At 60.3% G+C, this 24,332-nt stretch carries 23 protein-coding genes and 1 pseudogene; 11 read left to right on the forward strand and 13 right to left on the reverse strand.

Going from position 1 to position 24,332, the window contains the following annotated elements:
* Position 1 precedes the first annotated feature (1 nt).
* The 5 genes and pseudogenes from L6D74_RS23450 to L6D74_RS23470 form a co-directional block, all read left to right on the forward strand.
* Positions 2 to 1,075: a microcin C ABC transporter permease YejB gene (locus L6D74_RS23450; RefSeq protein ID WP_085613068.1), complete on the forward strand. Its 1,074-nt coding sequence runs from the start codon at positions 2 to 4 to the stop codon at positions 1,073 to 1,075.
* 1 nt (position 1,076) lies between these two features.
* Complete coding sequence (locus tag L6D74_RS23455) at positions 1,077 to 2,096, forward strand: ABC transporter permease (RefSeq protein ID WP_007956945.1); 1,020 nt, start codon at positions 1,077 to 1,079, stop codon at positions 2,094 to 2,096.
* A gap of 1 nt (position 2,097) precedes the next feature.
* A complete protein-coding gene (locus L6D74_RS23460; RefSeq protein WP_221399400.1) occupies positions 2,098 to 3,708 on the forward strand; it encodes an ABC transporter ATP-binding protein in 1,611 nt (536 codons plus the stop codon).
* A 19-nt stretch (positions 3,709 to 3,727) separates the two neighbouring features.
* A complete protein-coding gene (gene fabI, locus L6D74_RS23465; RefSeq protein WP_003202751.1) occupies positions 3,728 to 4,522 on the forward strand; it encodes an enoyl-ACP reductase FabI in 795 nt (264 codons plus the stop codon).
* A 765-nt stretch (positions 4,523 to 5,287) separates the two neighbouring features.
* A pseudogene (locus L6D74_RS23470) lies at positions 5,288 to 5,490 on the forward strand (VOC family protein); the annotation flags it as partial.
* Positions 5,491 to 5,560: 70 nt separating this feature from the next.
* On the opposite strand, the gene L6D74_RS23475 reads toward L6D74_RS23470, so the two are convergent.
* The 5 genes from L6D74_RS23475 to L6D74_RS23495 all read right to left on the reverse strand — a co-directional run bounded on the left by L6D74_RS23475 (position 5,561) and on the right by L6D74_RS23495 (position 11,187).
* Positions 5,561 to 6,763, reverse strand: coding sequence for an NHL repeat-containing protein (locus tag L6D74_RS23475; protein ID WP_236190613.1), 1,203 nt, complete (start codon positions 6,761 to 6,763; stop codon positions 5,561 to 5,563).
* A 181-nt stretch (positions 6,764 to 6,944) separates the two neighbouring features.
* Positions 6,945 to 7,910, reverse strand: a complete 966-nt coding sequence (locus L6D74_RS23480; RefSeq protein WP_236190615.1) for a sensor domain-containing diguanylate cyclase — start codon at positions 7,908 to 7,910, stop codon at positions 6,945 to 6,947.
* Between the two features lie 61 nt (positions 7,911 to 7,971).
* Positions 7,972 to 8,550 (reverse strand): hypothetical protein, encoded by a 579-nt coding sequence (locus L6D74_RS23485; RefSeq protein ID WP_236190617.1) that lies wholly within the window; start codon positions 8,548 to 8,550, stop codon positions 7,972 to 7,974.
* Between the two features lies 1 nt (position 8,551).
* On the reverse strand, positions 8,552 to 10,714 hold the full coding sequence (locus L6D74_RS23490) for a xanthine dehydrogenase family protein molybdopterin-binding subunit (protein ID WP_236190618.1): 2,163 nt from the start codon (positions 10,712 to 10,714) through the stop codon (positions 8,552 to 8,554).
* A 17-nt stretch (positions 10,715 to 10,731) separates the two neighbouring features.
* Positions 10,732 to 11,187: a (2Fe-2S)-binding protein gene (locus L6D74_RS23495; protein WP_007956954.1), complete on the reverse strand. Its 456-nt coding sequence runs from the start codon at positions 11,185 to 11,187 to the stop codon at positions 10,732 to 10,734.
* A gap of 240 nt (positions 11,188 to 11,427) precedes the next feature.
* Between L6D74_RS23495 and L6D74_RS23500 the strand changes: the two genes are divergently transcribed.
* Positions 11,428 to 12,258 carry an alpha/beta fold hydrolase gene (locus L6D74_RS23500; RefSeq protein ID WP_236190619.1) on the forward strand — a complete coding sequence of 277 codons (831 nt, stop codon included), beginning with the start codon at positions 11,428 to 11,430 and terminating at the stop codon, positions 12,256 to 12,258.
* A 38-nt stretch (positions 12,259 to 12,296) separates the two neighbouring features.
* Here the strand turns inward: L6D74_RS23500 and L6D74_RS23505 are convergent, their stop codons facing one another.
* Complete coding sequence (locus tag L6D74_RS23505; RefSeq protein WP_236190620.1) at positions 12,297 to 12,689, reverse strand: GFA family protein; 393 nt, start codon at positions 12,687 to 12,689, stop codon at positions 12,297 to 12,299.
* 110 nt (positions 12,690 to 12,799) lie between these two features.
* Between L6D74_RS23505 and L6D74_RS23510 the strand changes: the two genes are divergently transcribed.
* Both L6D74_RS23510 and L6D74_RS23515 read left to right on the forward strand, forming a co-directional pair.
* Positions 12,800 to 13,948: a GGDEF domain-containing protein gene (locus tag L6D74_RS23510; protein WP_064595475.1), complete on the forward strand. Its 1,149-nt coding sequence runs from the start codon at positions 12,800 to 12,802 to the stop codon at positions 13,946 to 13,948.
* Positions 13,949 to 13,986: 38 nt separating this feature from the next.
* Complete coding sequence (locus L6D74_RS23515; RefSeq protein WP_236190621.1) at positions 13,987 to 14,658, forward strand: class I SAM-dependent methyltransferase; 672 nt, start codon at positions 13,987 to 13,989, stop codon at positions 14,656 to 14,658.
* Positions 14,659 to 14,662: 4 nt separating this feature from the next.
* On the opposite strand, the gene L6D74_RS23520 is transcribed toward L6D74_RS23515, so the two are convergent.
* From L6D74_RS23520 to L6D74_RS23530, 3 genes are all read right to left on the reverse strand, one after another.
* Positions 14,663 to 15,817: an NnrS family protein gene (locus tag L6D74_RS23520; RefSeq protein WP_085648913.1), complete on the reverse strand. Its 1,155-nt coding sequence runs from the start codon at positions 15,815 to 15,817 to the stop codon at positions 14,663 to 14,665.
* Between the two features lie 2 nt (positions 15,818 to 15,819).
* Complete coding sequence (locus L6D74_RS23525; RefSeq protein WP_085648912.1) at positions 15,820 to 16,068, reverse strand: transmembrane sensor/regulator PpyR; 249 nt, start codon at positions 16,066 to 16,068, stop codon at positions 15,820 to 15,822.
* Between the two features lie 165 nt (positions 16,069 to 16,233).
* A complete protein-coding gene (locus L6D74_RS23530) occupies positions 16,234 to 17,580 on the reverse strand; it encodes an XAC2610-related protein (RefSeq protein ID WP_210709508.1) in 1,347 nt (448 codons plus the stop codon).
* A 148-nt stretch (positions 17,581 to 17,728) separates the two neighbouring features.
* Here L6D74_RS23530 and L6D74_RS23535 point away from each other — a divergent pair, with 148 nt between their 5' ends.
* Together L6D74_RS23535 and L6D74_RS23540 are read left to right on the forward strand one after the other, a co-directional pair.
* The gene (locus L6D74_RS23535; protein ID WP_236190622.1) at positions 17,729 to 18,232 is read left to right on the forward strand and encodes a VOC family protein; all 504 of its coding nucleotides are present in this window, start codon (positions 17,729 to 17,731) and stop codon (positions 18,230 to 18,232) included.
* A gap of 35 nt (positions 18,233 to 18,267) precedes the next feature.
* Positions 18,268 to 19,101, forward strand: a complete 834-nt coding sequence (locus tag L6D74_RS23540) for an AraC family transcriptional regulator (protein ID WP_236190623.1) — start codon at positions 18,268 to 18,270, stop codon at positions 19,099 to 19,101.
* 40 nt (positions 19,102 to 19,141) lie between these two features.
* Here L6D74_RS23540 and L6D74_RS23545 read toward each other — a convergent pair whose 3' ends face one another.
* Together L6D74_RS23545 and L6D74_RS23550 are read right to left on the reverse strand one after the other, a co-directional pair.
* Positions 19,142 to 19,513, reverse strand: coding sequence for a DUF6124 family protein (locus L6D74_RS23545; RefSeq protein WP_236190624.1), 372 nt, complete (start codon positions 19,511 to 19,513; stop codon positions 19,142 to 19,144).
* 356 nt (positions 19,514 to 19,869) lie between these two features.
* Positions 19,870 to 20,457 (reverse strand): LysE family translocator, encoded by a 588-nt coding sequence (locus L6D74_RS23550; RefSeq protein ID WP_236190626.1) that lies wholly within the window; start codon positions 20,455 to 20,457, stop codon positions 19,870 to 19,872.
* Positions 20,458 to 20,599: 142 nt separating this feature from the next.
* Here L6D74_RS23550 and L6D74_RS23555 point away from each other — a divergent pair, with 142 nt between their 5' ends.
* A complete protein-coding gene (locus L6D74_RS23555) occupies positions 20,600 to 21,355 on the forward strand; it encodes a type 1 glutamine amidotransferase domain-containing protein (protein WP_236190628.1) in 756 nt (251 codons plus the stop codon).
* An 8-nt stretch (positions 21,356 to 21,363) separates the two neighbouring features.
* Here L6D74_RS23555 and L6D74_RS23560 read toward each other — a convergent pair whose 3' ends face one another.
* A complete protein-coding gene (locus tag L6D74_RS23560) occupies positions 21,364 to 23,601 on the reverse strand; it encodes an ATP-binding protein (protein ID WP_221399393.1) in 2,238 nt (745 codons plus the stop codon).
* Positions 23,598 to 24,203: a biliverdin-producing heme oxygenase gene (locus L6D74_RS23565; protein ID WP_085613048.1), complete on the reverse strand. Its 606-nt coding sequence runs from the start codon at positions 24,201 to 24,203 to the stop codon at positions 23,598 to 23,600. The genes L6D74_RS23560 and L6D74_RS23565 overlap by 4 nt, the downstream gene beginning before the upstream one ends.
* Positions 24,204 to 24,332 lie beyond the last annotated feature (129 nt).

Genomic DNA, 24,332 nt, shown 5'->3' on the forward strand with positions numbered 1-24,332 from the left:
GATGCTGGCTTACATTTTTCGGCGACTGCTGCTGATCATCCCGACCCTGTTCGGCATTTTGCTGATCAACTTCGTGATCATCCAGGCCGCGCCCGGCGGGCCGGTGGAGCAGATGATCGCCAAGCTCGAAGGTTTCGAAGGCGCCACCAGCCGCATCGCCGGCGGCGGTGCCGAAGTGTCGGTGGCCGGCTCCTCCTATCGCGGAGCGCAGGGCCTGGACCCGGCGCTGATCAAGGAAATCGAGAAGATGTACGGGTTCGACAAGTCGGCCCCGGAACGTCTTTGGATCATGGTCAAGAACTACGCGAAGCTGGATTTCGGCGACAGTTTCTTCCGCGACGCCAAGGTCATCGACCTGATCAAGGAAAAGATGCCGGTGTCGATCTCCCTCGGGCTGTGGAGCACGCTGATCATGTACCTGGTGTCGATCCCGCTGGGGATCGCCAAGGCCACGCGGCACGGCAGCCATTTCGACGTCTGGACCAGTTCGGCGATCATCGTCGGCTATGCGATTCCGGCGTTCCTGTTTGCGATTCTGCTGATCGTGGTGTTTGCCGGCGGCAGCTATCTGGACTGGTTTCCTTTACGCGGCCTGACCTCGAACAACTTCGATGAACTGAGCCTGGGCGGCAAGGTTCTCGATTACTTCTGGCACCTGGCGCTGCCGGTGACAGCGCTGGTGATCGGCAACTTCGCGACCATGACCCTGCTGACCAAAAACAGCTTCCTCGACGAAATCAACAAGCAGTACGTGGTCACCGCCAAGGCCAAGGGCCTGACGCGCCACCGCGTGCTCTACGGCCATGTGTTCCGCAACGCGATGCTGCTGGTGATCGCCGGTTTCCCCTCGGCGTTCATCGGCATCTTCTTCACAGGTTCCCTGCTGGTGGAAGTGATCTTCTCCCTCGACGGCCTCGGCCTGATGAGTTTCGAAGCGGCGATCAACCGCGATTACCCGGTGGTGTTCGGCACCCTGTTCATCTTCACCCTGCTGGGGCTGGTGGTGAAACTGATCGGCGACCTCACTTACACCCTGGTCGATCCGCGCATCGACTTTGCCAGCCGGGAGCATTGAGATGAACCTGTCCCCTCTCAACCGCCGGCGCTTCGAACTGTTCAAGGCCAACAAGCGTGGCTGGTGGTCGCTGTGGCTGTTTCTAATCCTGTTCGGCCTGAGCCTCGGTGCCGAGCTGATCGCCAACGACAAGCCGCTGGTGGTGCACTACGACAACAACTGGTACTTCCCGGCGATCAAGCGCTACCCGGAAACCACCTTCGGCGGCGAATTCCCGCTGGAAGCCAACTACAAGAGCCCGTACATCCGCGAACTGCTCAAGGCCAAGGATGCGTGGGTGCTGTGGGCGCCGATTCCGTTCAGTTACCAGAGCATCAACTACGACCTGAAAGTCCCAGCCCCCGCACCGCCGTCGGCGGACAACCTGCTGGGCACCGACGATCAGGGCCGCGATGTACTGGCGCGGGTCATCTACGGCTTCCGGGTCTCGGTGCTGTTCGCCCTGACCCTGACCGTGCTCAGCTCGATCATCGGCGTGATCGCCGGCGCCTTGCAGGGCTTCTATGGCGGCTGGGTCGATCTGGCCGGCCAGCGCTTCCTGGAGATCTGGTCGGGGTTGCCGGTGCTGTACCTGCTGATCATTCTTGCCAGTTTCGTCCAGCCGAACTTCTGGTGGCTGCTGGGGATCATGCTGCTGTTCTCGTGGATGAGCCTGGTGGACGTGGTGCGCGCCGAGTTCCTGCGCGGGCGTAACCTCGAATACGTGCGCGCAGCCCGGGCGCTGGGCATGCAGAACGGCGCGATCATGTTCCGCCACATCCTGCCCAACGCGATGGTTTCGACCATGACCTTCATGCCCTTCATCCTGACCGGCGCCATCGGCACCCTCACCGCCCTGGACTTCCTCGGTTTCGGCTTGCCCGCCGGCAGTCCGTCGCTGGGTGAACTGGTGGCCCAGGGCAAATCCAACCTGCAGGCGCCGTGGCTGGGCATGAGCGCGTTTGCGGTATTGGCGCTGATGTTGAGTTTGCTGGTGTTCATCGGCGAGTCCGCTCGCGATGCCTTCGACCCGAGGAAGTGACATGAATCAGGACAATCTGATCGAAATCCGCGACCTGGCCGTCGAATTCGGCATCGGTGATCGCGTGCAACGGGTGGTCGAAGGCGTGAGTTTCGATATCAAGCGCGGCGAAACCCTGGCGCTGGTCGGCGAAAGCGGCTCGGGCAAGTCGGTGACGGCGCACTCGATCCTGCGCCTGCTGCCCTACCCGCTGGCGCGGCATCCGGCCGGCAGCATCACCTATTCCGGGCAGAACCTGCTGGAGCTGAGCGAAAAGACCATCCGTCACATTCGCGGCAACCGGATCGCGATGATCTTTCAGGAGCCGATGACTTCGCTCAACCCGCTGCACTCGATCGAGAAGCAGATCAACGAGGTGCTGGGCATCCACAAGGGCCTGACCGGCAAGGTCGCGACCAAGCGCACGCTGGAGCTGCTGGAGATGGTCGGCATCCCCGAGCCGCACAAGCGCCTCAAGGCCCTGCCCCACGAATTGTCCGGCGGCCAGCGCCAGCGGGTGATGATCGCCATGGCCCTGGCCAACGAGCCGGAACTGCTGATTGCCGACGAACCGACCACTGCGCTGGACGTGACCGTTCAGCTGAAAATCCTCGACCTGCTCAAAGAATTGCAGGCCCGATTGGGCATGGCGCTGTTACTGATCAGTCACGATTTGAACCTCGTGCGAAGAATTGCGCATCGTGTATGTGTCATGCAGCGCGGTTGCATCGTCGAACAGGCATCGTGCGCAGAGCTGTTCCGTTCGCCGCAGCATCCGTACACTCGGGAACTGCTTGGCGCGGAGCCCAGCGGAGGCCCGGCGAGCAATAAAATCGGGGCGCCGCTGCTTGAAGTCGAGGATCTGAAAGTCTGGTTCCCGATCAAGAAAGGCCTGCTCAAGCGCACGGTGGATCACGTCAAGGCAGTGGACGGCATCAATTTCAGTCTGCCTCAGGGTCAGACTCTGGGGATCGTGGGGGAAAGCGGTTCCGGCAAATCCACCCTTGGCCTGGCGATCCTGCGATTGATCGGCAGCCAGGGCGGGATCCGTTTTGAGGGCAAGCAGCTAGACTGCCTGACGCAGAGCGAGGTCCGGCCGCTGCGCCGGGAGATGCAGGTGGTGTTTCAGGACCCGTTCGGCAGCCTGAGCCCGCGGATGTGCGTGAATGACATCGTTGGCGAAGGTCTAAGGATTCACAGGATGGGCACTGCCGCCGAGCAGGAAGCGGCAATTATTGCGGCATTGAAGGAGGTAGGTCTGGATCCGGAAACCCGGCACCGCTACCCCCACGAATTTTCCGGTGGGCAGCGGCAGCGTATCGCCATTGCCCGGGCCCTGGTGCTCAAACCGGCGCTGATCCTGCTGGACGAGCCGACCTCGGCTCTCGACCGGACGGTGCAGCGGCAAGTGGTGGAGCTGTTGCGTTCACTGCAAGCCAAGTACAACCTGACGTATTTGTTCATCAGCCATGACCTGGCTGTTGTGAAAGCGCTGAGCCACCAGCTGATGGTGGTCAAGCATGGCCAAGTGGTCGAACAGGGAGACGCGCAAAGTATCTTTGCCGCCCCCCAACATCCGTATACACAGCAGTTGCTGGAGGCCGCTTTCCTGGCACCAGCCACTGCGCAATAACCTGAAAGAGGAGCAACACATGGGTTTTCTCGCCGGTAAGCGCGTACTGATCGTCGGTGTCGCCAGCAAGCTGTCCATCGCATCCGGCATCGCTGCCGCCATGCATCGCGAGGGCGCTGAGCTTGCCTTCACTTATCAGAACGACAAACTGAAAGGTCGCGTAGAAGAGTTCGCACAGGGCTGGGGTTCGAGCCCTGAGCTGTGCTTCCCGTGCGACGTGGCCAGCGATGAAGAAATCGCCAAGGTCTTCGAAGAACTGAGCAAGAAGTGGGACGGCCTGGACTGCATCGTGCACTCCGTCGGCTTCGCCCCGGGCGACCAACTGGACGGCGACTTCACCGAAGCCACCACCCGTGAAGGCTTCCGCATCGCTCACGACATCAGCGCCTACAGCTTCGTGGCCCTGGCCAAAGCCGGTCGCGAAATGATGAAAGGCCGCAACGGCAGCCTGCTGACCCTGTCCTACCTGGGCGCCGAGCGCACCATGCCGAACTACAACGTGATGGGCATGGCCAAGGCGTCGCTGGAAGCCGGCGTGCGTTACCTGGCCGGCTCCCTGGGCCCGGACGGCACCCGCGTCAACTGCGTATCGGCCGGCCCGATCCGCACCCTGGCGGCTTCCGGCATCAAGAACTTCCGCAAGATGCTGGCCGCCAACGAAGCGCAAACCCCGCTGCGCCGCAACGTCACCATCGAAGAAGTCGGCAACGCCGGCGCCTTCCTGTGCTCCGACCTGGCGTCGGGCATCAGCGGTGAAATCATGTACGTGGACGGCGGTTTCAACACCACCGCCATGGGCAACATCGAAGAGTAATCTTCGCGCTGCCGATAAAAAGCCCGCCTATTCAGGCGGGCTTTTTCATGCCTGCTACTCCCACTGTTCAATCGTGTGTTCATGGCACTTCTAACATGGAGGGAAAGTTAAATTACCATTACAGTTTGCAAGTCTGTTCACATACGGTTGATAAACCTGAAAAACCCCAGACTGAGTATTGTTGATCTCTCTGGTGTGAAAGCTATTGGGATCTTCCGGATGTGTACCACCTGACAGGCACGTTACATTGAGCTCACAGGTAGGGAATGGGCGCATTCCGTCTGTAGTGGGAATATGCCTGATTGGCTGAACATTAAGCGTGCATGTACGCAGATTTGGATTGCTTGCCCATGCGTCATCACAGATGTCTGCCTTAGCTTGAATTGACAGATGCAAAAAACTTAATCCAATTATGATTAACGTTGTTTTTTTTATAGTTCGCATAATCTCCACCTCTGCACGTCCAGGAACCAAACGATAGATAGTTAAGAAGCAGAACATTGTGCGAAAACATGACAGGCAGAATAAACCATCACAACACCACGATGACATCACTGCACCTTAACCATAGGCAGCCTTCAAGCCGTAACTAATAACTTGAAAGCCTTCGTCAAGCTTCAACAATTGACACAACCTACACAACTGTCACTTCTGACAGTTACTACAAATGAATGACTATAAAAAAGCCTTTTCTAATCGCGCGAACTTATTGATGCTGAATCTCTCTTGGACAAGTCACCTTTTACAAACATGATCACGCTAATTTATTTTGGCGTGGTGTTGGGGCTGGAGGAATGGCATGCCCTTGCCGAGCGTTTGAAGGCACTCGGCACACGGTTCGTGATCGAGCCGGGGATTCGTTTTCAGGGACTGGTGGGGAACAGGCGACGATGTTTCTGTTTGATCCGTGTGGGAACGCATTGGAGTTCAAGGCGTTCAAGGACATAGGGCAACTATTTGCCCAGTGAGTCATTTCAAGAAATATTGAAGGCCGCCAAAAATGACGGCCTCGAAGACCGCGCGGGTCAAGAATCAGAACTAATTCAGAACACCATAAACGTATGGTTTGCTTTCCCGCGCATCGACCGCAACGAGTACACGCTCCTGGTTCGGCGAGAGTATCAACCCATACAGATTATTCAATTGATCAATTACAACAACACCTTGATCACGGTAATCAAAATCCCTACTGCCGTCAGGCAGAAGACGAAGCCAGAATGCTTTCGTGTTAGCTCCGGCATATCCACCAACAAGAATTCGGCCATTGGAATCAACAGCAACTTCGTTACACCACACGAAGTAACCTGGTCTATCCGCTGGAATTTCCACAAAAACGCTTTCTCCATTGTTAAACATCGGATCAGTTCTGCCGTCATGGGTCAGCTTTGATACGCGAATCACATGACCAGCAGATCCCATCGCCGTGCCTGCACAAATGATTCCCGACAGGTCGAGGGCGATAGTCGCTACTGTGCTATTTAAACCATCCGTTTCCCAATACCCTGATTTACCAAAGGACTGATCAAGCTGGCCGTCTGATGAATATCTCCCGACTGCATGTGTCAATATCGGATCAGAGTCCTCTCGTCGAGCATCTCCCGCCACTAGAATTTTCCCGTCATCCATCACCGCTAAACTGCGACCCCGAGACACCTGATCGCTAAATCGAATAACGATGGAACCCTGATCACCGAACCCAGGATCGGGATCACCACCAGGCAGCAAACGTTGGAGTAGCGTTTGTTCTGGAAGGCCGTCCTGCCCGAATCTGTCAACAAGCAACAGAATTTTCCCATCCGCCTGAACAGCTATGCTCGGAGAAAAATCCTCACGAAAAGGTGATATTTTGGTACCAAAAACCAGATCTGGACTCCCAGTGGAATTGAACCTGGTCAAGGCGAGATTTCCTTCAAACTGGTTATTCCCTGCTTTCCCGAGCAAAAGAATTTTTCCGCCAGGCTGTAATGCCAAATGAATCGGCCGAGAATCAGGCCATGTACTGAAAGACCATTTAGCTACACCACCTTCCCCAAACTGAAAGTCCTGTGCTCCATCTACAAAAAAATGATAAATCCAGCACATCCCTGACCGATATACAGCGGTGTAAAACCCACTCTGGCCATCTGTAATAATTGATCTGACTGAACCAATTCCGCCTGGAATTTCAACTTTTCCATCTGCGCCAAATGCAGGGTCCAGTTCTCCAGATTTTAGAGTGTTAGAAACGATCATCCTGGTCATGTTATTCACCTCGGAGTTGGCTGTTCTCCCTCTCCGAACGCTCCAATAAACGATTACCGTTGCGGGAAAGAGCTTGCGTCATTACGCAAAGCCATATTGCGCTGCCCCGCCCCTCCTGGAACCTGTCAGAAATATCAGTTCAAGTATCTTCAGAAGCCACATCAATGGCTTTGTGCGCCAATCAACAGCGCTTCAAGGCCTGCTTGTGCGCATACATCGCCTCATCCGCGTCCGCCAACAGCTTATCCACGGTGTCATGGCGCTGCGGGTTGTATTCGATCTGGCCGACGCTGAAGCGAATCGCGTAACCGCGGTGCAACGTGGCATTGCGTTCTTCGAGGATTTCCTTGAGTCGCGCCATGATCGCCGTGGTTTCGACGTGGCTCGAGCCGGTCAGCAACGCCACGAACTCATCACCGCCTAGCCGTCCCACCACATCGCTCTCGCGAAAGGCGATGCGCAGCACATCGGCGAAAGTCTTGAGCGCGCTGTCGCCCTCGGCGTGCCCATAAAGGTCGTTGATCTGCTTGAAATCATTGAGGTCGAAAAACAGCAGCGTCGCCGGTTTTTCCAGGCGTGCGCAGGCGTCCAGCGCATGCTGGGCGAGCATCTTGAAGCCGCGACGGTTGGACAGCAGCGTCAGCTCGTCCATGCTCGCCATCTGCACGGCCATCAGTTCCTGCTCGGCCATGCCCGCCAGATCGCGCAGCAGGGCGCGCTCCTCTTCGTCGAGATCTCGGGGTTTGGTGTCGATCAGGCACAAGGTGCCCATCTTGTTGCCGCTGGGTACGGTCAGCGGATAACCGGCGTAAAACCGGATGTTCGGCTCCCCGGTAACCAAAGGGTTGTCGTGGAAACGCTCGTCCTCTCGGGCGTCAGGTACCAGCATGAGCTCGTCCCTGAGAATCGCATGGCCACAGAATGAAACAGAGCGTGGCGTTTCGGTCGTGTCCAGACCCACGCAGGACTTGAACCATTGCCGCTCCTTGTCCACCAGCGTGACCAGCGCGATCGGCACGTTGAACAGCCGCTTGGCCAGTCGCGTCAGCCGGTCGAAGCGCTCTTCCGGTGCGGAATCGAGCAATTTCAAATCATGCAGCACTTGAACTCGGACAGCTTCATTGGCAGGTTTGCCGGGTACCAGCATCACACACTCCTTTGTCTTCGATGCAGTTGAGCGTAGCCCGAATCAGCGATGACTCAACCTCTCATCCACCGGCCACCGGACACGGCCCGCCCGCATCGGCCCAGAGTTTGAACTGGGTCACGAAGATATCGTGCGGCACCGGCACCGGCGCGCGCCCTGCCCCGGGACTCCAGCCCCAGAGCACCAGTTTGTCCTCGCTGACGTGTTTGATCAGCGCGGCGAAATCGCGGTCACCGTTGCTGGCGCGGTCCTTGATCATTACGCACAAACGATCCGGCGGCAGACCGATCCAGGCCATTTTGTGCGCGGCCGGCGGCAGGCTCCAGTGCGGCGCACCCGGTGGCGCATGGGGGCCGTAACTGGCCGGCGGATTGCTTTCGGCGTGGCAAGTGGCGCAGGGCAAACCGGCGGCGCCCTTGCCGTCCATGCCGCGCACCACGTTCATCGCGTGGGGGATGCCGGCGTCGAACTGCAACGGCGAATCACCGGGAATGTGGCAGTTCTGGCAGCGCGGGCTCTGGAAGACTTTCTGCACCGTGCCGAAAGCTTTCAAGGCGTCCTGATCGTCGGCAAACAGATCCGAGGCGTAACCGCCCAGCCCAAGCAGAATCACCGTGCCCAACAACAGATGTCGTTTCATCTCACACCCCCGACATTTGCAGTGGCAGTTCCCGCAGGCGCTGCCCGGTCAGGGCGAACACCGCGTTGGCCACCGCCGGCGCCGTGGGCGGCACACCCGCCTCGCCGATGCCGCCGGGCTTCTCGCTGCTCGGCACGATGTGCACCTCGACCAGCGGCATTTCATTGAGCCGCAACACCTGATAGTCGTGATAGTTGGACTGCACGACATGGCCGTCCTTGAGCGTCAGTTTGCTGTGCAGCGCCATGCCCAGGCCGAAGGTGATGCACGACTCCATCTGCGCCGCGATGCTTTGCGGGTTGACCGCAATCCCGCAGTCCACCGCGCACACCACCCGATGCACGCGGATCGCCAGATTGTCCTGGGACACTTCCGCCACCTGCGCCACATAGCTGCCGAACGACTCATGCACCGCCACGCCCAGCGCATGGCCCTCCGGCAGCGGGGCTTTCCAGTTGGCCTTCTCCACCGCCAGGTTCAACACGCCGAGATGCCGGGCATGATCCTTGAGCAGCGTTCGTCGGTACTCCACCGGGTCCTTGCCCGCCGCCGTGGCCATTTCATCGATCAGCGATTCCATGACAAACGCGGTGTGGCTATGGCCCACCGAACGCAGCCAGAGCACGTTGATCCCGGTGGTCGGCGAGTGCAGATCGACCTGATGATGGGCCAGGCCCTTGATGTACGGGCTGTCGGAAACGCCCTCGACCGACGTCTGGTCGACGCCGTTCTTGACCATGGTTTTCTCGAGCATGGTGCCGGCCATGATCGATTGCCCGACCAGCACATGCTGCCAGGCCAGCGGCAGGCCGTCGGCGCCGAGGCCGATCTTCGCCTGATGCAGAAACATCGAGCGGTAGTAACCACCGCGAATATCATCTTCGCGCGACCACACGGTTTTCACCGGCATCGCAGCAGCTTTGGCCACTTGCACCGCTTCGGCGACAAAGTCCGAGGTCGGGTTGGCTCGGCGACCAAAACCACCACCGAGAAATTCGGTGTGAATCTCCACCTGCTCCGGCTTGAGCCCGGTGATCTTGCCGGCAACCATCTGATCCAGCGTCTGGAACTGGGTACCGGTCCAGATCTCGCACTTGTCGGCGCTGATCTTCACCGTGCAGTTGAGCGGCTCCATCGGCGCGTGGGCCAGATACGGCACGCTGTATTCGACGTCGATTTTCTTCGCTGCCTTGCCGAAATTGCCCTTGGCATCGCCGGCCTGCGCCGCCGAGGTGCCCGGCGTGGCCGCCAGTTTGCGGAAACTCGCCAACAGCTTTTCACTGCTCAGATCAGCGTTCGGCCCCAGATCCCAATCGACCTTCAGCGCATCGCGACCGAGTTTCGCCGCCCAGTAATGCTCGGCGACCACCGCCACACCGGTCGGCACCTGCACCACTTTGTGCACGCCGGGAATCGCCAGGGCTTCTGCGCCCTCAAAGGATTTCACCGTGGCGCCGAACGCCGGCGCGCGCGCCACCATCGCGGTCATCAATCCGTCGAACTGCACGTCCATGCCGAATTTGGCGCGACCGGTGATTTTTTCCGGGGTGTCGAGGCGTTTAGTGGGTTTGCCGATGACTTTCCAGTCCTTGGCTTCTTTAAAGGTAATCGACTTCGGATCCGGCACCGGCAGTTGACCGGCGGCGTCCGCCAGCTCGCCGTAGGTGGCGCGGTTATCGCCTGCAATCACCACGCCGGCTTCGGTGCGGATCGTCGACGGCGCCACGTTGAAGCGCTTGGCCGCCGCCTCGATCAGCATCTGCCGGGCGGTGGCGCCGGCGAGCCGGTAACGGTCGAACTCCATCCAGGTTGAAGTGGAGCCGCCGGTAATCTGCATTCCGCCAAAACCGGGCATGCCGTAATCGGCTGCCGAGGCTGGCGAGTGCTCAACGCGAATCTTCGACCAGTCGGCGTCCAGCTCTTCGGCGATCAACATGGTCAGGCCGGTCCAGATGCCCTGGCCCATTTCCGAATGGCCGAGCAGCACGGTAACGCTGTTGTCCGCCGCAATCCTCAGGAACGCGTTCGGCGCAAACACCTTGCCTTCATTCTCGGCCGCCATGGCGAACCGGTTGCCGCCAGGCACCACGAACGCCACCACCAGACCACCGCCAAGCACGGCGCTGCCCTTGAGAAATCCACGACGGGATACAGGACTGTTCATCACTCACCTCCCCTCGCTCAGCCGATGTCGGCAGCACGTTTGACCGCCGCGCGGATTCTTGGATAGGTGCCGCAGCGGCAGATGTTGCCGGAGAGCGCCTGATCGATATCGCTGTCGGTGGGTTTGGGAATTTTCGCCAGCAATGCGGCGGCGGACATGATCTGCCCGGACTGGCAGTAGCCGCATTGCACCACGTCCAGTTCCGCCCAGGCCTGCTGCACCGGGTGCGAACCGTCGCTGGACAGGCCTTCGATGGTGAGGATTTTCTGGCCGTGAGCGACGGCCGTGGCCGGCGTGATACACGAGCGCAGCGGCGCGCCATCGACGTGCACGGTGCAGGCACCGCACTGGGCCATGCCGCAGCCGAATTTGGTACCGGTCAGGTGCGCGACATCGCGCAGGACCCAGAGCAACGGCATGTCCGCAGGGACATCGAGCTCCTGATCCTTGCCATTGATGTTCAAGGTCAGCATGGGGGATTTCCTCAGACTCACGGTGTTCTGAAGGGCGTTGCTACGGCCATCGTTGGCGGTGCGCGCCTCGGCTTATCCCTTTCAGCTAAGCGCATTTTGACCCGACGACCAGCCGCCGCGACCACCGGTCATCCGGCACCGTTCGGAAAATCATCGATCAGGGTGTCGTTTTTGCTCCTACAGTTGATACCGCTTGTCACCGCAAAAACTGCCCTTTCACACTTTCCAGGAGTCGCGAACATGGGATTTGTCACAACGAAAGACGGCGTCGAAATCTTCTACAAGGACTGGGGGCCCAAGGACGCCCCGGTCATCCACTTCCACCACGGCTGGCCGCTGAGCGCGGACGACTGGGATGCGCAGATGCTGTTCTTCCTGGCGCAGGGATTCAGGGTCGTGGCCCACGATCGACGGGGCCACGGACGTTCGAGCCAGGTCTGGGACGGTCACGACATGGATCACTACGCCGACGATGTGGCGGCGGTAGTCAATCATCTGGGGACGCAGAAAGCCGTGCATGTCGGCCACTCCACCGGTGGCGGCGAAGTGATTCACTACATCGCCCGGCATGGCGAGGATCGGGTATCGAAAGCCGCGATCATCAGCGCCGTGCCGCCGCTGATGGTGAAAACCGAGAGCAGCCCCGGTGGTTTGCCCAAGTCGGTGTTCGACAATCTTCAGGCGCAACTGGCAGCCAATCGCGCGCAGTTCTATCGCGACGTGCCCAGCGGGCCGTTCTACGGCTACAACCGCCCTGGCGCCAAGCCATCGGAAGGGATCATTGCGAACTGGTGGCGCCAAGGCATGATCGGCAGCGCCAAGGCGCACTACGACGGCATCGTTGCCTTTTCCCAGACCGACTTCACCGCTGACCTCAAAAGCATCTCGATTCCGGTGCTGGTGATGCACGGCGACGACGACCAGATCGTGCCCTATGAAAACGCCGGCGTGCTGTCGGCGAAACTGCTGAAAAACAGCACGCTGAAGATCTATCCGGGCTTCCCCCACGGCATGCCGACCACCGAGGCTGCGACGATCAACGCGGATCTGCTGGCGTTCATTCGCGGCTGATCATATCCGCCGGGGTCAGGCGCCCTGCCTGACCCCGGCTATTCTTCGGTTCGCCCCGTTCTCTCGCGATCGCGCACGTAATGTCTGGCCAATGGAAAGGCCGGTAGCCACGACTCGCGACGCACCGTCCACAGCTCGTAGGTGGGCTGGCATTGATCTGGTGCATCCAGCGCGCCGAGATTGACCTCGACTTCATCGCCACTGCGGCCGAACACCGACGAGCCACAGCGCGGGCAAAAATGTCGCCCCGCGTAGTCATGGGTCTCGCCGCTGATCGTCACCGCCACCTCGGGAAAGATCGCCGACGCGGCAAACAGCGCGCCCTGGTGTTTGCGGCAGTCAAGACAATGGCAAACGCCAACCCTGTAGGGTCGCCCTAACGCCTCGATCCGCACTTCGCCGCACAGACAACCGCCGGTCAATCGTTCCATGGGACACCTCCGCCTGAAAATGGAATATCCGGTGAGTGAAAATAGCAGCCCATTGGGGGAACGCTTACAATCGTGGCCCATTAACACTATCCAGGCAGACCTGTCCTTTCATGGCGCTCGATCCTCTCACGATGCTCACCATTTCCACCGCCCTGGCCGCGGCGGCCGCCCTGTATCTGGCGGTCGAATGGCGCAGTATCCGCGAATCTTCCCTGCTGTTCTGGAGCGCCGGTTTCGCCACCATCACCGTCGGCTCTAGCCTGGCCCTGCTGCGCGCCAACGGCTATCCGTTGATCGGCATCTGGTTCGCCAACGGCCTGCTGGTGGTCGCGCACTGGCTGTTCCTGCTGGGAGTCGCGCGGTTTACGCAGCGACGGTTGTCGCGGGCCTGGTACTTGATGTTCCTGCTCTGGCTTTCGTTGCTGCTGTTACCGGAAGATCCGTCGTGGTCGAAGATCATGCTGATGGCCAACTCGCTGCTGGTGGCCGCATCGATGCTGCGGGCCAGCCTGTTGCTGCGCCCTCATGGCAAGTCGTTGAGCGTCGGCGCGGTGCAGTTGCGTTATGTGTTGCTGATCCACGGCGCGTTCTATTTCACCAAGGCGATCATCGCGGTGATTCCAGGCACGCTGATCGATCTGGCGTCGTTGCGCGGCGAAATCATTCAGATTTCCCTGGTAGAGGGCGCGATGGCGATCATGCTGATCGCGCTGTCGATGACCGGCACCGAGCGCTACCGGCGGGAAAAACAGATTGCCGAACTGGCCGCCCGGGACCCGCTGACCGCGCTGTACAACCGCCGCGCCCTGGAAGTCCGCGCACCGCGCCTGCTCGACGAAGTCTCCAGCACCCGCCCCGGCGCGCTGCTGCTGATCGACATCGACAATTTCAAACTGATCAACGACCTGTACGGCCACACCGCCGGCGACCGGTTACTTATCGCCCTCAGCGAAATGATCCGCGCGGTGCTGCCCAAAGGCGCACTGGCGGCGCGGTTGGGCGGTGACGAATTCGTGATGCTACTGGGCGACGCGTCCCACGCCCAGATCATGGATCTGGGCAGTGCGCTGCGTGAGCAGTTTCAGCAGATGACTTCCCAGACCTACACCACTCCGCAAGCGGTCACTCTGAGTATTGGCGCCAAGGTGTTCGATCAACCACCGGCCAGCCTCGCAGCGCTGATCGAGCAAGGAGACAGCGCGCTTTACGAATCCAAACGCGGCGGTCGCAACCGGATTCAACTGGCCGACTACACCTGACCTATCCTTGCCTGCATCCCGCGATCAAGGAGTCCGTCATGTCCTCGCCTGAATCCACCCTCCTCCAGAGCTGGCAGCACAACGCCCGGGCCTGGACCGAAGCCGTGCGCAGCGGCGCCATCGAGAGTCGCCGGCAGGTGACCGATCAGGCCATGCTGCTGGCGGTGATGGGGCGCCAGCCCGAACGGGTTCTCGATCTGGGATGCGGTGAGGGCTGGCTGTTGCGGGCGCTGGCCGAGCGCGGGGTCGACGCGTTAGGCGTGGACGGTGATCCGACGCTGATCGAGGCCGCGCGCGAGGCAGGATCATCGCCCGCGCAGGTCGCCAGTTACGAAGATCTGGTTGAGGCGAAGGTCGACATCGGCCGTGATTACGACCTGATCTGCGCCAATTTTTCCCTGCTGCATCAGGACATCATTCCGCTGCTCGCGGCGATGCATGCACTGCTCGTGCCGGGCGGTGCGTTGGTGATCCAGACGCTACATCCGTGGTCGGTGGCTGCCGGTGATTATCAGGACGGCTGGCGGGAAGAAACCTTCGACGGACTCCAGGGCGATTGGCAGCCGATGCCGTGGTATTTCCGCACCTTGTCCAGCTGGCTCAATGCGCTGGACATGGCCGGCCTGCAGTTGACCGGCCTGCGCGAGCCGCAGCATCCGCAAAGCCCGGTGCCGCAGTCGTTGCTGATGATTGCCGAGCGTCGCGGCTAAAAAGCTACAGCCTCGGTTTGAGCAGGATCGCGGTGTAATGCCGCAAAAACAGCGCGAACCCCGCGCACCAGAGCACCACTGACAGCCCCAGCCCCAGACTGGAAAACGGCACCAGCAACACCCGGCAACCCGCCGCGATCAGCACCAGCGCAAAGCCCAGCACCATGCCTTTCGATGGCTGCAACAACCGGCCGGTATGCCCAAGGCTGACCCGCGCAATCATCGCCAGAATCAACCCGCCCACCCCGCCGACCGCCAATGCATGGGTCGCCAGGCTTTGCTGGCCGATCAAGCCGAGATGCCACAGCGCCATGGCCCAGGTTGCCAGCGCCATCCAGGCGTAAGCCAGATACAGCGACCACAGCAGCGGCACCCGCCACATCCCGCGATCATGCCAGCGGATCAGCCGCATCAACTGCAAACTGCCGGTCAGCACAAACAAGCCTGCCAGCCACAGCCGGGGTGAATCATTGAGGCCTGCCGCAAAAGTGACTGCGGTCAGCAGGCTGCCGATCAACAGCAAGCGGGTTGGCAGTGGGTTGGCGGCCGGCGCCGGTGGACGGTTCAAGCCGCGCTGGATGAAAAACGGAATCACCCGCCCACCGATCACGGTCATCAGCGCTGCCACCAGCCACAAAGCGCCCAGAACACCCTGGCGTTGCAGGCCGGCGTCGTCGTTGTACAGGCCAATCAAAGTCAGCGCCTGACAACCCGCCATCAACCCGAGCACCAACACAATCGGATAGTTGTCGCGCTTGCGGGCGGCGACCAGATCCCGTCCCAGCATCACCGCCAGCAGCGGCAGAAAACCCCATTGCAGCGCCAGAATCAGCCCGGTCGGCAACGGCAGCCACCAGGCCACACGCCCGAGTAGCCAGACCGACACCAGAGCGATCAACGCCCCGCCGCGCACGCCGGGAGTGCCGGTCCAGTTGGGCACCGCAGTCAGCAGAAACCCGGCAACGATCGCCGATGCGAATCCGAACGGCATCTCATGCCGATGCCATGCAAGCATGCCGCCCGCCGGTTGCAGATCGAACCAATTGCCGTAAAGCCACAGGCCCCAGATCAGGATCGCCAGCGCGGCGAATCCGGACCCGGCCAGAAACAGCGGCCGAAAGCCCAGGCTGAACAGCGGTGTATCGGCGAGTCTGCGCATGTTCAAGCCACCACGGCGGCGTGATGCTGACCCAGCCGATATTGCGACAGGAGGCGCATCACGTAGCCGATTTTGATCAGCGTCGGGCCGATGATGGTCATCGCATGCATCGCCACCAGCAACGCAATCGGCATGTGGCCCTGGTACAGATAAGCGCCGTAGATTCCGGCCAGCAACATGACCAGACCGGCTGCGAGCACTTTGCTCGACAGGTGCAGAACGTTCAGCGGATTCTCGAAGAAAGTGAACATGTTTCGTACTCCTGAGCGAATCAGTTTGTACGATTGATATATCAACTCTTGTGCCAGATTTTTTATCGTTAAAAATCAGCTAGATAATCCATAAGAAGTCAATATGACTCGACCAGGAAAGAGTCATATTGACTTCTATGTTTGTCATAACGACAACAATCGCCTTCAGGGTTGCTTTGCGTAAGCCCCTCTGAAATCAGAAAACTCGCCGGCCCCCTCCACTTGCACCGCTCCGTCGAGCAGCCGCAATCGATAGAGTGGCTCGGCGATCTGATCCTGACCAATCACCAGATTGCCCGCCTGCAACGGCCACTGCCGGTTCTCCTGACGGGGTGGCTTGCCCGGTTGCGTCACGGCCATCTGGATCAACGCCTGCTCACCCGCGCCCTTCTCGGTGGCCGGCACGATTTTGATCGTCAGCCACGCCGATCGCTCGTCCGGCGCCATCATCACGTAACGTCCTTCACGCTGATCGCCCGTGGGCGTCTGAAACTTTTGCGGTGCAACCCGGAATGCCGTCGGCCGTGCTTCGAAGATCAGAGACTTGTCGCCGTCGTGCCATGTTCCGCCCTGAAAGCCGTGCTCATCAGGCTCACCTGCCACGTACCAGTCGCCGGTGACACGGCCCTGGGCGTCCAGCTCATGCAGCAATACAGCTCCGTCATCGTAGGTCTCGCCCACCAGCCGGATCGGTTGGCCATTGCCCGTTTTCGTATAACGAACCTCGCCAATGTAGACGCCACCCAGCATCTGCCACCACAGCTCGAATGCGATCTTGCCGTCAAGCTTGCCCCGCAGCATCACCGGCGCTTCACCCACGGGCCCCTCAAGGCGACGCTGTTCCAGCCATCTGCCATCCTTCAACTCCCGCTGCGTGACGTCGGTATAACCCGCCGGCATCAGCGGGCTGCCTTCGGACGGCCGCTGCGTCACCTCGATGGTTTCGGTCACCTTGACCGGCGAATTGTTCTGCACCTGCCAGGTACGGCTCTGGCGCCAGCAGCAACCGCTTTTCGCGTGAGTGACCACGCGATGAGCGGCGGAATCGACTTCGAACAACCCCAGATACGGTTCGCGAGTCAGCTCCGACAATGCCTTGTTCGGCACCAGTACCGGGCTCGACGGATCGAACAGATAGATGTCGTAGGACGCCGCGCCGTAGCCACCGTCGTTACCGTTACGGAGCGCCAGATCCTGGTGTCCATCGAAATTGAAGTCGCCAAACACCACCAGACGTTGCTCGTCGCATCGCAAGGCCTTGGCTGAATCGTTGAGCGGAACCAGGTCGACGGCATCGGCCGTGTCGATTCGTTGCAACACTTCGCCACTGGACTTGTCGCGCAGGATGACTTGTGCCGCCACTGGTTCGAAGTTCTGCGTCGGTGGATGCTCGATGGTCACATCGACGCTGTACCTGTTTGCCGGATCCGAGAGCTGACAGCTCAACGGTTCGGCACTGGCCGACGCGGCGGCAAACAGGCAGAAAAAAATCCATGTACGAGAGGCAACCATGATGCAGAGCGTCCTTGCGGCAAAATCGGGGCGGCAAGTCTAACGACAAACGTTTTGGGGCGCACTTGTCGATCTATGGCGCCTACGACCCGCTTCGGACTGACTACGCTATTAATCCAGCGTGTCCAACCTGCCGAGGATGACTGCCATGCAACGCTTTCAAAAGCTGACGCCTTGCCTGTGGTTCGACGATCAGGCCGAAGCGGCGGCGAAGTTCTACTGCTCGATCTTCGACCACTCGAAAATCACCGCCCTCACCCACTACAGCAAGGTCGGCCAGGAATTTCACGGCCGCCCGGAAGGCTCGGTGATGACCGTCAGTTTCGAACTCGACGGCCAGACCTTCACCGGGCTCAACGGCGGCCCGGTGTTCACGTTCAACGAGGCGATTTCGTTTCAGGTCAATTGCCAGAACCAGGAGGAAGTTGACCATTTCTGGGGCAACCTCAGCGCCGGCGGGCCGGTGCAAGCGCAGCAATGCGGCTGGCTCAAGGACCAGTTCGGTGTGTCGTGGCAGATCGTGCCGGTGGCGTTCATGCACATGATGACCGACCCCGACCAGGCCAAAGTCCAACGGGCAATGCAGGCCATGTTCGGGATGAAAAAACTCGACATCGCCGAACTCGAGCGAGCCTTCGCCGGCCAGAGCTAATACACTCGGACACTGGCCTGCCGAGAACCCCAACAATGAAACACGCTGCCGCCAAAAACTCCGAACAAGCCCCGCGCTTCTGGCGCGACGACGCCCTGCCCTTCATCGAAGCGCGGGCGATCGCCGACGGGCGTGAGGTCTGCTATTCACGACACTCCCACGCGCACTTTTCCATCGGTGCCATCACCGCCGGGCGCAGCACCTATGTGCATGAGCAATCCTCGTTCGAAGTGGCGGCCGGCACCGTGGTGCTGATGAATCCGGGGGACGTGCACGCGTGTAACCCGATCGGTGACCAGCCGTGGTCGTATTTGATGTTGTATGTGGAAACGCCGTGGCTGACGGATCTGCAGCATCAGCTGGGGTTCAGTGCGGAACTTGAGTTTCGGCGGTTTTCCGATACCCATTTGAATGACGCCCGCCTGTTTCACGACTTGAATGCGTTGTACGGCGTGCTGGTCGACGAGCAGCAAGACGTGCTGCGTAAACAGAGTGCCGCGGTGGAGTTTTTCAGCGACCTGCAACTGCGCCTGAACCCGATTGAACCTCCGTTGCGCGAACCGAACTTCAAACTCGAACGCGCCGCCGACTTTATCCGCCAGCACTGCACCGTGCTGCTCAGCCTCGACGATATTTGCGCGGCTGCCGAACTGTCACCGTCGTACCTGATCCGTGCTTTCAAACAGCACTTCGGCATGACGCCCCATGCGTTTTTGGTCAACCAGCGCATCCAGTTCGCCCGCGAGCGTCTGCGGCGCGGGCAGTTGATTGCGGATGTGGCGCTGGAGGCGGGGTTTGCCGATCAGGCGCATTTTCAGCGGGCGTTCAAGCAGCATTTGGCGGCTACGCCGGGGCAGTATCGGGGATAACAACAAAACGGCCCGCAATGGGCCGTTTCGGTTTCAGCACTCAGGCACGAGGCTCAGCCGCCACGTCCAGATTATCCAACGCCCGATTCACCGCCAGTTCCCCCAGCATGATCAGTTGCGCGATCCCCAGCAGCACATGCCGATGCGAGCCGTCCACCAGCCCGGCGAAGTCGGTGGCCATGGTTTTGGCCGAGGTCAGGGTTTCGCAGGCGTCGGCCAGCAGTTCTTCGCTGTCGATGCCGGGGGCGATGAGGTAGCGGGTGTTGGGTTTGAGCAACGGTTTTCTGGGGTGGAACGGATTGAGGTAGTGGTCGAGGGCGCGGTCGGCGGCTTCGTGGAATTTCTTGGAGTCGAGGGTTTCGTAAGGCGAGGTCGGGTCGGTTTCAGGCGGGTTTGGCGTTGGTTTGATCATGGTAAAACTCCCTGATTGATGGAGCTGCCACGGTTCGCTGCGAAACGAAGGGAGGTGACAGCTGTACGCGGGTTCGCAGACCGGGAATCAAGGAACCCGGCATACCCGAAGGTATCCCGCGCACAACCGTCATGACGCGATCAGCCAAAAAGCTGAACGGAAACGACGCTCTGGGCGCCTTGATTGATCCGGGCTGCGAAACCCGATCGCTGATTCGTCAGCGACCGACCCACGATAAAACCCGGCCCCAAGGCCCACAAGCCGGCGGATTCTGGCGGATGCGTAGGCAATGGCGCAAGTTCGCGTGGCTTGTCGGACGCATCCTTAAACACCTTTAAACCCAAGCCCCGCCACACTCACGGCAGCAACAGATACCCCGCACTCACCGCCAACAGCAACGCCATCACCCGGTTGAACAAGCGCATCCCCGCCGGATTCCCTAGATAACCGCGCAAGAAGGTCCCGGCATATGCCCAACACCCCACCGACAGATAACAGATCACCAGATACACCGCCGCAAACTGCCACACCAGCCGCGCTTCGCCGTCAGCGACAAACGCGCCCATCCCCGCCACGCAGGCCAGCCAGGCCTTGGGGTTGAGCCATTGCATCACTGCGCCATAGAGCATTGATGGCGCACGTTTCGATTCGCCTGCACTCAACTGGCCGTCATCGGTGGCCAGTTTCCAGGCCATGAACAGCAGAAACGCCACCCCGGCCAGTTGCACCACGCGGGTCAACGACGGCCACAGTTTGAGCACTTCATGCAGCCCCAAGCCCATTAACACCAGCAACAACACGAACCCCAGCGTCGCCCCGGCCACATGCCGCTGGCTGGCGCGGAAACCGAATTGCGCCCCCGAACTCAATGCCACGATATTCACCGGCCCCGGAGTAATAGACGCGGCCAGGGCAAACGCCGCCATCGACACAATCAGACTCATCGCACACCTGCTTCAAATCAAGGAACAAGGCACCCACCGTAGCCAACACACACCGGACGGTATTGAAGGAAATTACCCCTGCACGCGCAGACCCACTACGCTCTGGCTATGCGATCACTTTTGACCAGGAAGTCTGCCCTCGATGATTCTGATTCTGCTGCCCAGCACCGATTACGACCCGACCGAAAGCAGCGTGCCCTGGCAGGCATTGCGCAACGCGGGCATCGGAGTGCGTTTCGCCACGCCACAAGGCTTGCCCGCCCACGCCGACCCACGTTTGGTGACAATCGGTTTCGGCCCGTTGAGCCCGATGCTGATGACGCGCAAAGCCGATCTGGACAGTTACACGCAGATGATCGAGTCCGAAGCGTTCAAGCAGCCGCTGGCGTATGCCGATGTTGATACGAGCCAATTTGAGGGTCTGCTGATTCCCGGCGGCCACGCCAAAGGGATGCGCACGCTGCTCGAATCGACGCAGGCTCAGCAGATCGCCCTGCAATTTTTCAAGGCCGAAAAACCCGTGGCGGCGGTGTGTCATGGCGTGCTGTTGCTGGCCCGGACGCTCGACCCCGATACCGGGCGGTCGGTGTTGTTCGGGCGCAAAGTGACGGCATTGCTCGCGGCAACCATGGAGTTGCCGGCGTGGCTGATGACGGCTGCCTGGCTGGGGCGCTACTACCGCACCTACAAGCAGACCGTCGAGGCGGAAGTGAAAACCGCGCTGGTCAGCAAAGCCGACTTCAAACGCGGGCCGCTGATCGCCAAGCGCGATTGTGCACAGAAACTGCAATCAGGATTTGTGGTGCGCGACGGCCAACTGCTGACAGCGCGCTGGCCAGGCGATTGCCATCGATTCGCCGCAGAATGGGTGGCCATGTTGCAGCCACCCGAGCGCTGATCCGCGTTTCAGTCCAGACGCGGCACGGTGAAACGGAACTCACTGCCCTGCCCCGGCTCGCTCTCGGCAACGATCTGCCCGCCATGGGCCTCGACGATGCCTTGCGTGATATACAGGCCCAGCCCGGTGCCGGTCGGATTGCCTTCCTTCACCGTCCAGTAACGGTCGAATACGTGCGGCAAGTGATCCTTGGGAATGCCTTCGCCGCTGTCGCGCACCGTGAAGACGATGTCGTCACCGACCGACTTGGCATACACGTCGACCGTGCCCAGGCGCGGAGTGAACTTGATCGCGTTGCCGACCAGATTCGACAGCACCTGAAACAACCGCTCGGGGTCGGCATGGATGCTCAGATCGGGATCGGCCTCGAACGAAATGCTGATGTCCTTGTCCAGCGCCAGCGGCGCGAGCAGCGATTGCGCCTCTTCGAACATCTGCGCGACATCGAGTTTCTGCGGCGCGATGGTGTAGCGGCCGGCGTCGATTTTCGAGGTGTCGAGCAAGTCTTCCAGCAGCGTGTTCATGCGTCCGGCGGCTTGTTGCATGGTGTCGATGGCGGTGGAGATGCGCCGCGAGGTGTGCGGCCCGTCGGAGCTGAAAGCCTTCTGCATCATGCCGCACAGCATTGAGATCACGGTCATCGGGTTGCGCAGATCGTGGGAAACCACCGCCACCAGCTCATCGCGGGCACGCACCGCTTCCTGCTCGCGGCGCACCTGACGGGCCAGATCATTTTCCAGCGCCGAGCGACGCAAGTCGTTGGCGGCGAACAGATCGCCGTGACTCCACTTGGTGGAAATCCCGGCCATCTCGACCTTCCAGATTTCGAACGAAGTACGCGGCCGCAGACGAAGGCCGGCGTCAGAGTTTTCCAGGTCCAGCGGCTTGCGCGGATCGCCGCTCCAGTTGATGTTCTCTTTGACTTCGGGGCGGAACCACAGCACGCCGTTGTCCACCGGTTTGGGCAGGCTCATGGCGAGCACACCGCTGGCGACCTGCTGATAGTGCGCGGCCGGCGGATAGACGCTGGCCAGGTGATGACTGGCAAACACCGGCTCGCCACGCTCCTGCAACCATTTGTGCAGGGCGCGAATCTCTTCCGGCTCCGGGCAGTTGCCGTAACGGTGCAATTGCTTGTCTTCGATAATCGCGATGCCGCCGGCATTGGCCAGCGCCATCAGGACTTGTGGCTGGTTGGCCAAACCATCGAATACGTTCTGTGGCGAATCGATCATCGCCTGATTAAGCAACGCCAGCGCTTCGACTTTTTCTTCCCGTTGACGGCTGACTTCCAGCGCTTCCATCGCGCTGATCTGCAACGACAGCACCTGGCCGATGGTCTGGCACGCGGTACGCAATTCATGCGGTACATGCAGCGGCTGGCGATTGCCGCAACTGATCAGGCCCCAGAGCTTGTCGCCCTTGAGCAGGGAAATGCTCATCGAGGACAGCACACCCATGTTTTTCATGTACTGGCAGTGGATCGGCGACACGCTGCGCAGTGTCGCAAAGCTCAGGTCCAGCGGGGTCTGGGTGTCCGGGCGCAACTTGGGCACCAGCGGCACCGGTTGGTAGTCGGCATTCGGGATGATCCGTAGCCAGTTGGTGCGGTACAGCTCCCGGGCCTGCTCGGGGATGTCGGAGGCCGGGAAAAACAGACCGTTGAAGACTTCCATCGACGGATCGGACGCTTCGGCGATGACCTGACCGTGGCCCTCTTCTTCGAAGCGATAGATCAGCACCCGGTCGTAACCAGTCATGGCCTGGATTTCCTTGACGCTGATGTCGTACAGCGCCTGCAGGCTCTGGGCCTTTTGCAGGCGCGCGAGCATCCGCCCCAGATGGGTTTCGGTGCCGGCGACGTTGCGCGGCTGGAAGTTTTCGACGTGGATTTCCAGCTCCAGAATCAGCACATCCTGATGCCGGTGCACCAAGCCTTCGAACGCGGTGCCGTTGAGGCGAAAGTGCAGCGGCGGCGCATCGGACAAGGCCGGTTGCTGCAAGGCTTGGCGAACCTGTGCGGCATGGGCATCGCCGATCAGGCTTTGCAGGGGCTGGCCGATCAGCTCTTGCGCCGGGCGTGCGAGCAGGGTCTCGACGTTGGCGCTGATCTGAATGATCGAAAGGTCCGGCTCGCTCAGGGTCAGCAGCAAACCGTGCGGCTGGATCGCGCCGGGAAAGCGGATCGGCTCGTCGGCACAGTTGGCCAGCAACTCTTCAAAGGCTTCTTTGTCTTGCGGGTTCATACCAGAACCTCCTGGCTTTCGAGCCACTGCTCGAAACAGCTGAATGTAGTGTGGGCGGCCGCCACGACGGCTTCACGCTCGTCGGCGTCCATCGGGCGACTGCCCAGGTATTCGATGAAATCGCGCCAGCGCCGGCCCGTGGCAGCGCCGTAGATGTCCAGAAACGCTGCGCCGTTGTCCGCGCCGAGATTCAACCGCGTGGCGATCTCCCGGCGCAGGATCTGTCCGCCAAGGGTTGCACCTTCCAGCACGTACAGCACGCCAAGACAGGCGGCGGCGGAGTCGATGGCGGGCAACTGGCGGCAGAGCGAAAACTCTCCGCCGCTTGCGCCCAGCGCCTGCAGATCGCGTTGCAGGGTCGGGGTCTTGAGGCGCGAAACCAGATCGAAATCGGCGGGGATCTCGCCGCTGTCCTGCAATGCGCTTTCCAGTGGCTGATAGAAGCCGTAATAGGCGCGCATCAGTCGCTCGAAAGCCTGCAGATCAAGGGTATCGGAGAAGAAAGGAAGGCGTTTTTCCAGAGCAATGTGCAGTTCGGCCGTGCCGGCGCGCAGATCCTGCAACACCGGTGGTACATGAACCTCGCGGGCCTTTGCTTGCATGTAGTCGCTCGTACAGTGGGCCGCCTGGGGCCATGGGGGAATGGAGAAGCATTGCGCGAAAGCTTACACGGCAATTGGCCTTTCTGACCCGCCAGATGATTTTTTTCTGGCGGATTCATCACCCTGTGA

Source organism: Pseudomonas pharyngis (assembly GCF_021602345.1).
GTDB lineage: Bacteria > Pseudomonadota > Gammaproteobacteria > Pseudomonadales > Pseudomonadaceae > Aquipseudomonas > Aquipseudomonas pharyngis.

What these genes read in the sequence shown, in the direction of transcription:
- L6D74_RS23450 (WP_085613068.1), top strand. Translation starts at nt 2, where the DNA reads ATGCTGGCTTACATTTTTCGGCGACTGCTGCTGATCATCCCGACCCTG.
- L6D74_RS23455 (WP_007956945.1), top strand. Translation starts at nt 1,077, where the DNA reads ATGAACCTGTCCCCTCTCAACCGCCGGCGCTTCGAACTGTTCAAGGCC.
- L6D74_RS23460 (WP_221399400.1), top strand. Translation starts at nt 2,098, where the DNA reads ATGAATCAGGACAATCTGATCGAAATCCGCGACCTGGCCGTCGAATTC.
- fabI (WP_003202751.1), top strand. Translation starts at nt 3,728, where the DNA reads ATGGGTTTTCTCGCCGGTAAGCGCGTACTGATCGTCGGTGTCGCCAGC.
- L6D74_RS23475 (WP_236190613.1), bottom strand. Translation starts at nt 6,763, where the DNA reads ATGACCAGGATGATCGTTTCTAACACTCTAAAATCTGGAGAACTGGAC.
- L6D74_RS23480 (WP_236190615.1), bottom strand. Translation starts at nt 7,910, where the DNA reads ATGCTGGTACCCGGCAAACCTGCCAATGAAGCTGTCCGAGTTCAAGTG.
- L6D74_RS23485 (WP_236190617.1), bottom strand. Translation starts at nt 8,550, where the DNA reads ATGAAACGACATCTGTTGTTGGGCACGGTGATTCTGCTTGGGCTGGGC.
- L6D74_RS23490 (WP_236190618.1), bottom strand. Translation starts at nt 10,714, where the DNA reads ATGAACAGTCCTGTATCCCGTCGTGGATTTCTCAAGGGCAGCGCCGTG.
- L6D74_RS23495 (WP_007956954.1), bottom strand. Translation starts at nt 11,187, where the DNA reads ATGCTGACCTTGAACATCAATGGCAAGGATCAGGAGCTCGATGTCCCT.
- L6D74_RS23500 (WP_236190619.1), top strand. Translation starts at nt 11,428, where the DNA reads ATGGGATTTGTCACAACGAAAGACGGCGTCGAAATCTTCTACAAGGAC.
- L6D74_RS23505 (WP_236190620.1), bottom strand. Translation starts at nt 12,689, where the DNA reads ATGGAACGATTGACCGGCGGTTGTCTGTGCGGCGAAGTGCGGATCGAG.
- L6D74_RS23510 (WP_064595475.1), top strand. Translation starts at nt 12,800, where the DNA reads ATGGCGCTCGATCCTCTCACGATGCTCACCATTTCCACCGCCCTGGCC.
- L6D74_RS23515 (WP_236190621.1), top strand. Translation starts at nt 13,987, where the DNA reads ATGTCCTCGCCTGAATCCACCCTCCTCCAGAGCTGGCAGCACAACGCC.
- L6D74_RS23520 (WP_085648913.1), bottom strand. Translation starts at nt 15,817, where the DNA reads ATGCGCAGACTCGCCGATACACCGCTGTTCAGCCTGGGCTTTCGGCCG.
- L6D74_RS23525 (WP_085648912.1), bottom strand. Translation starts at nt 16,068, where the DNA reads ATGTTCACTTTCTTCGAGAATCCGCTGAACGTTCTGCACCTGTCGAGC.
- L6D74_RS23530 (WP_210709508.1), bottom strand. Translation starts at nt 17,580, where the DNA reads ATGGTTGCCTCTCGTACATGGATTTTTTTCTGCCTGTTTGCCGCCGCG.
- L6D74_RS23535 (WP_236190622.1), top strand. Translation starts at nt 17,729, where the DNA reads ATGCAACGCTTTCAAAAGCTGACGCCTTGCCTGTGGTTCGACGATCAG.
- L6D74_RS23540 (WP_236190623.1), top strand. Translation starts at nt 18,268, where the DNA reads ATGAAACACGCTGCCGCCAAAAACTCCGAACAAGCCCCGCGCTTCTGG.
- L6D74_RS23545 (WP_236190624.1), bottom strand. Translation starts at nt 19,513, where the DNA reads ATGATCAAACCAACGCCAAACCCGCCTGAAACCGACCCGACCTCGCCT.
- L6D74_RS23550 (WP_236190626.1), bottom strand. Translation starts at nt 20,457, where the DNA reads ATGAGTCTGATTGTGTCGATGGCGGCGTTTGCCCTGGCCGCGTCTATT.
- L6D74_RS23555 (WP_236190628.1), top strand. Translation starts at nt 20,600, where the DNA reads ATGATTCTGATTCTGCTGCCCAGCACCGATTACGACCCGACCGAAAGC.
- L6D74_RS23560 (WP_221399393.1), bottom strand. Translation starts at nt 23,601, where the DNA reads ATGAACCCGCAAGACAAAGAAGCCTTTGAAGAGTTGCTGGCCAACTGT.
- L6D74_RS23565 (WP_085613048.1), bottom strand. Translation starts at nt 24,203, where the DNA reads ATGCAAGCAAAGGCCCGCGAGGTTCATGTACCACCGGTGTTGCAGGAT.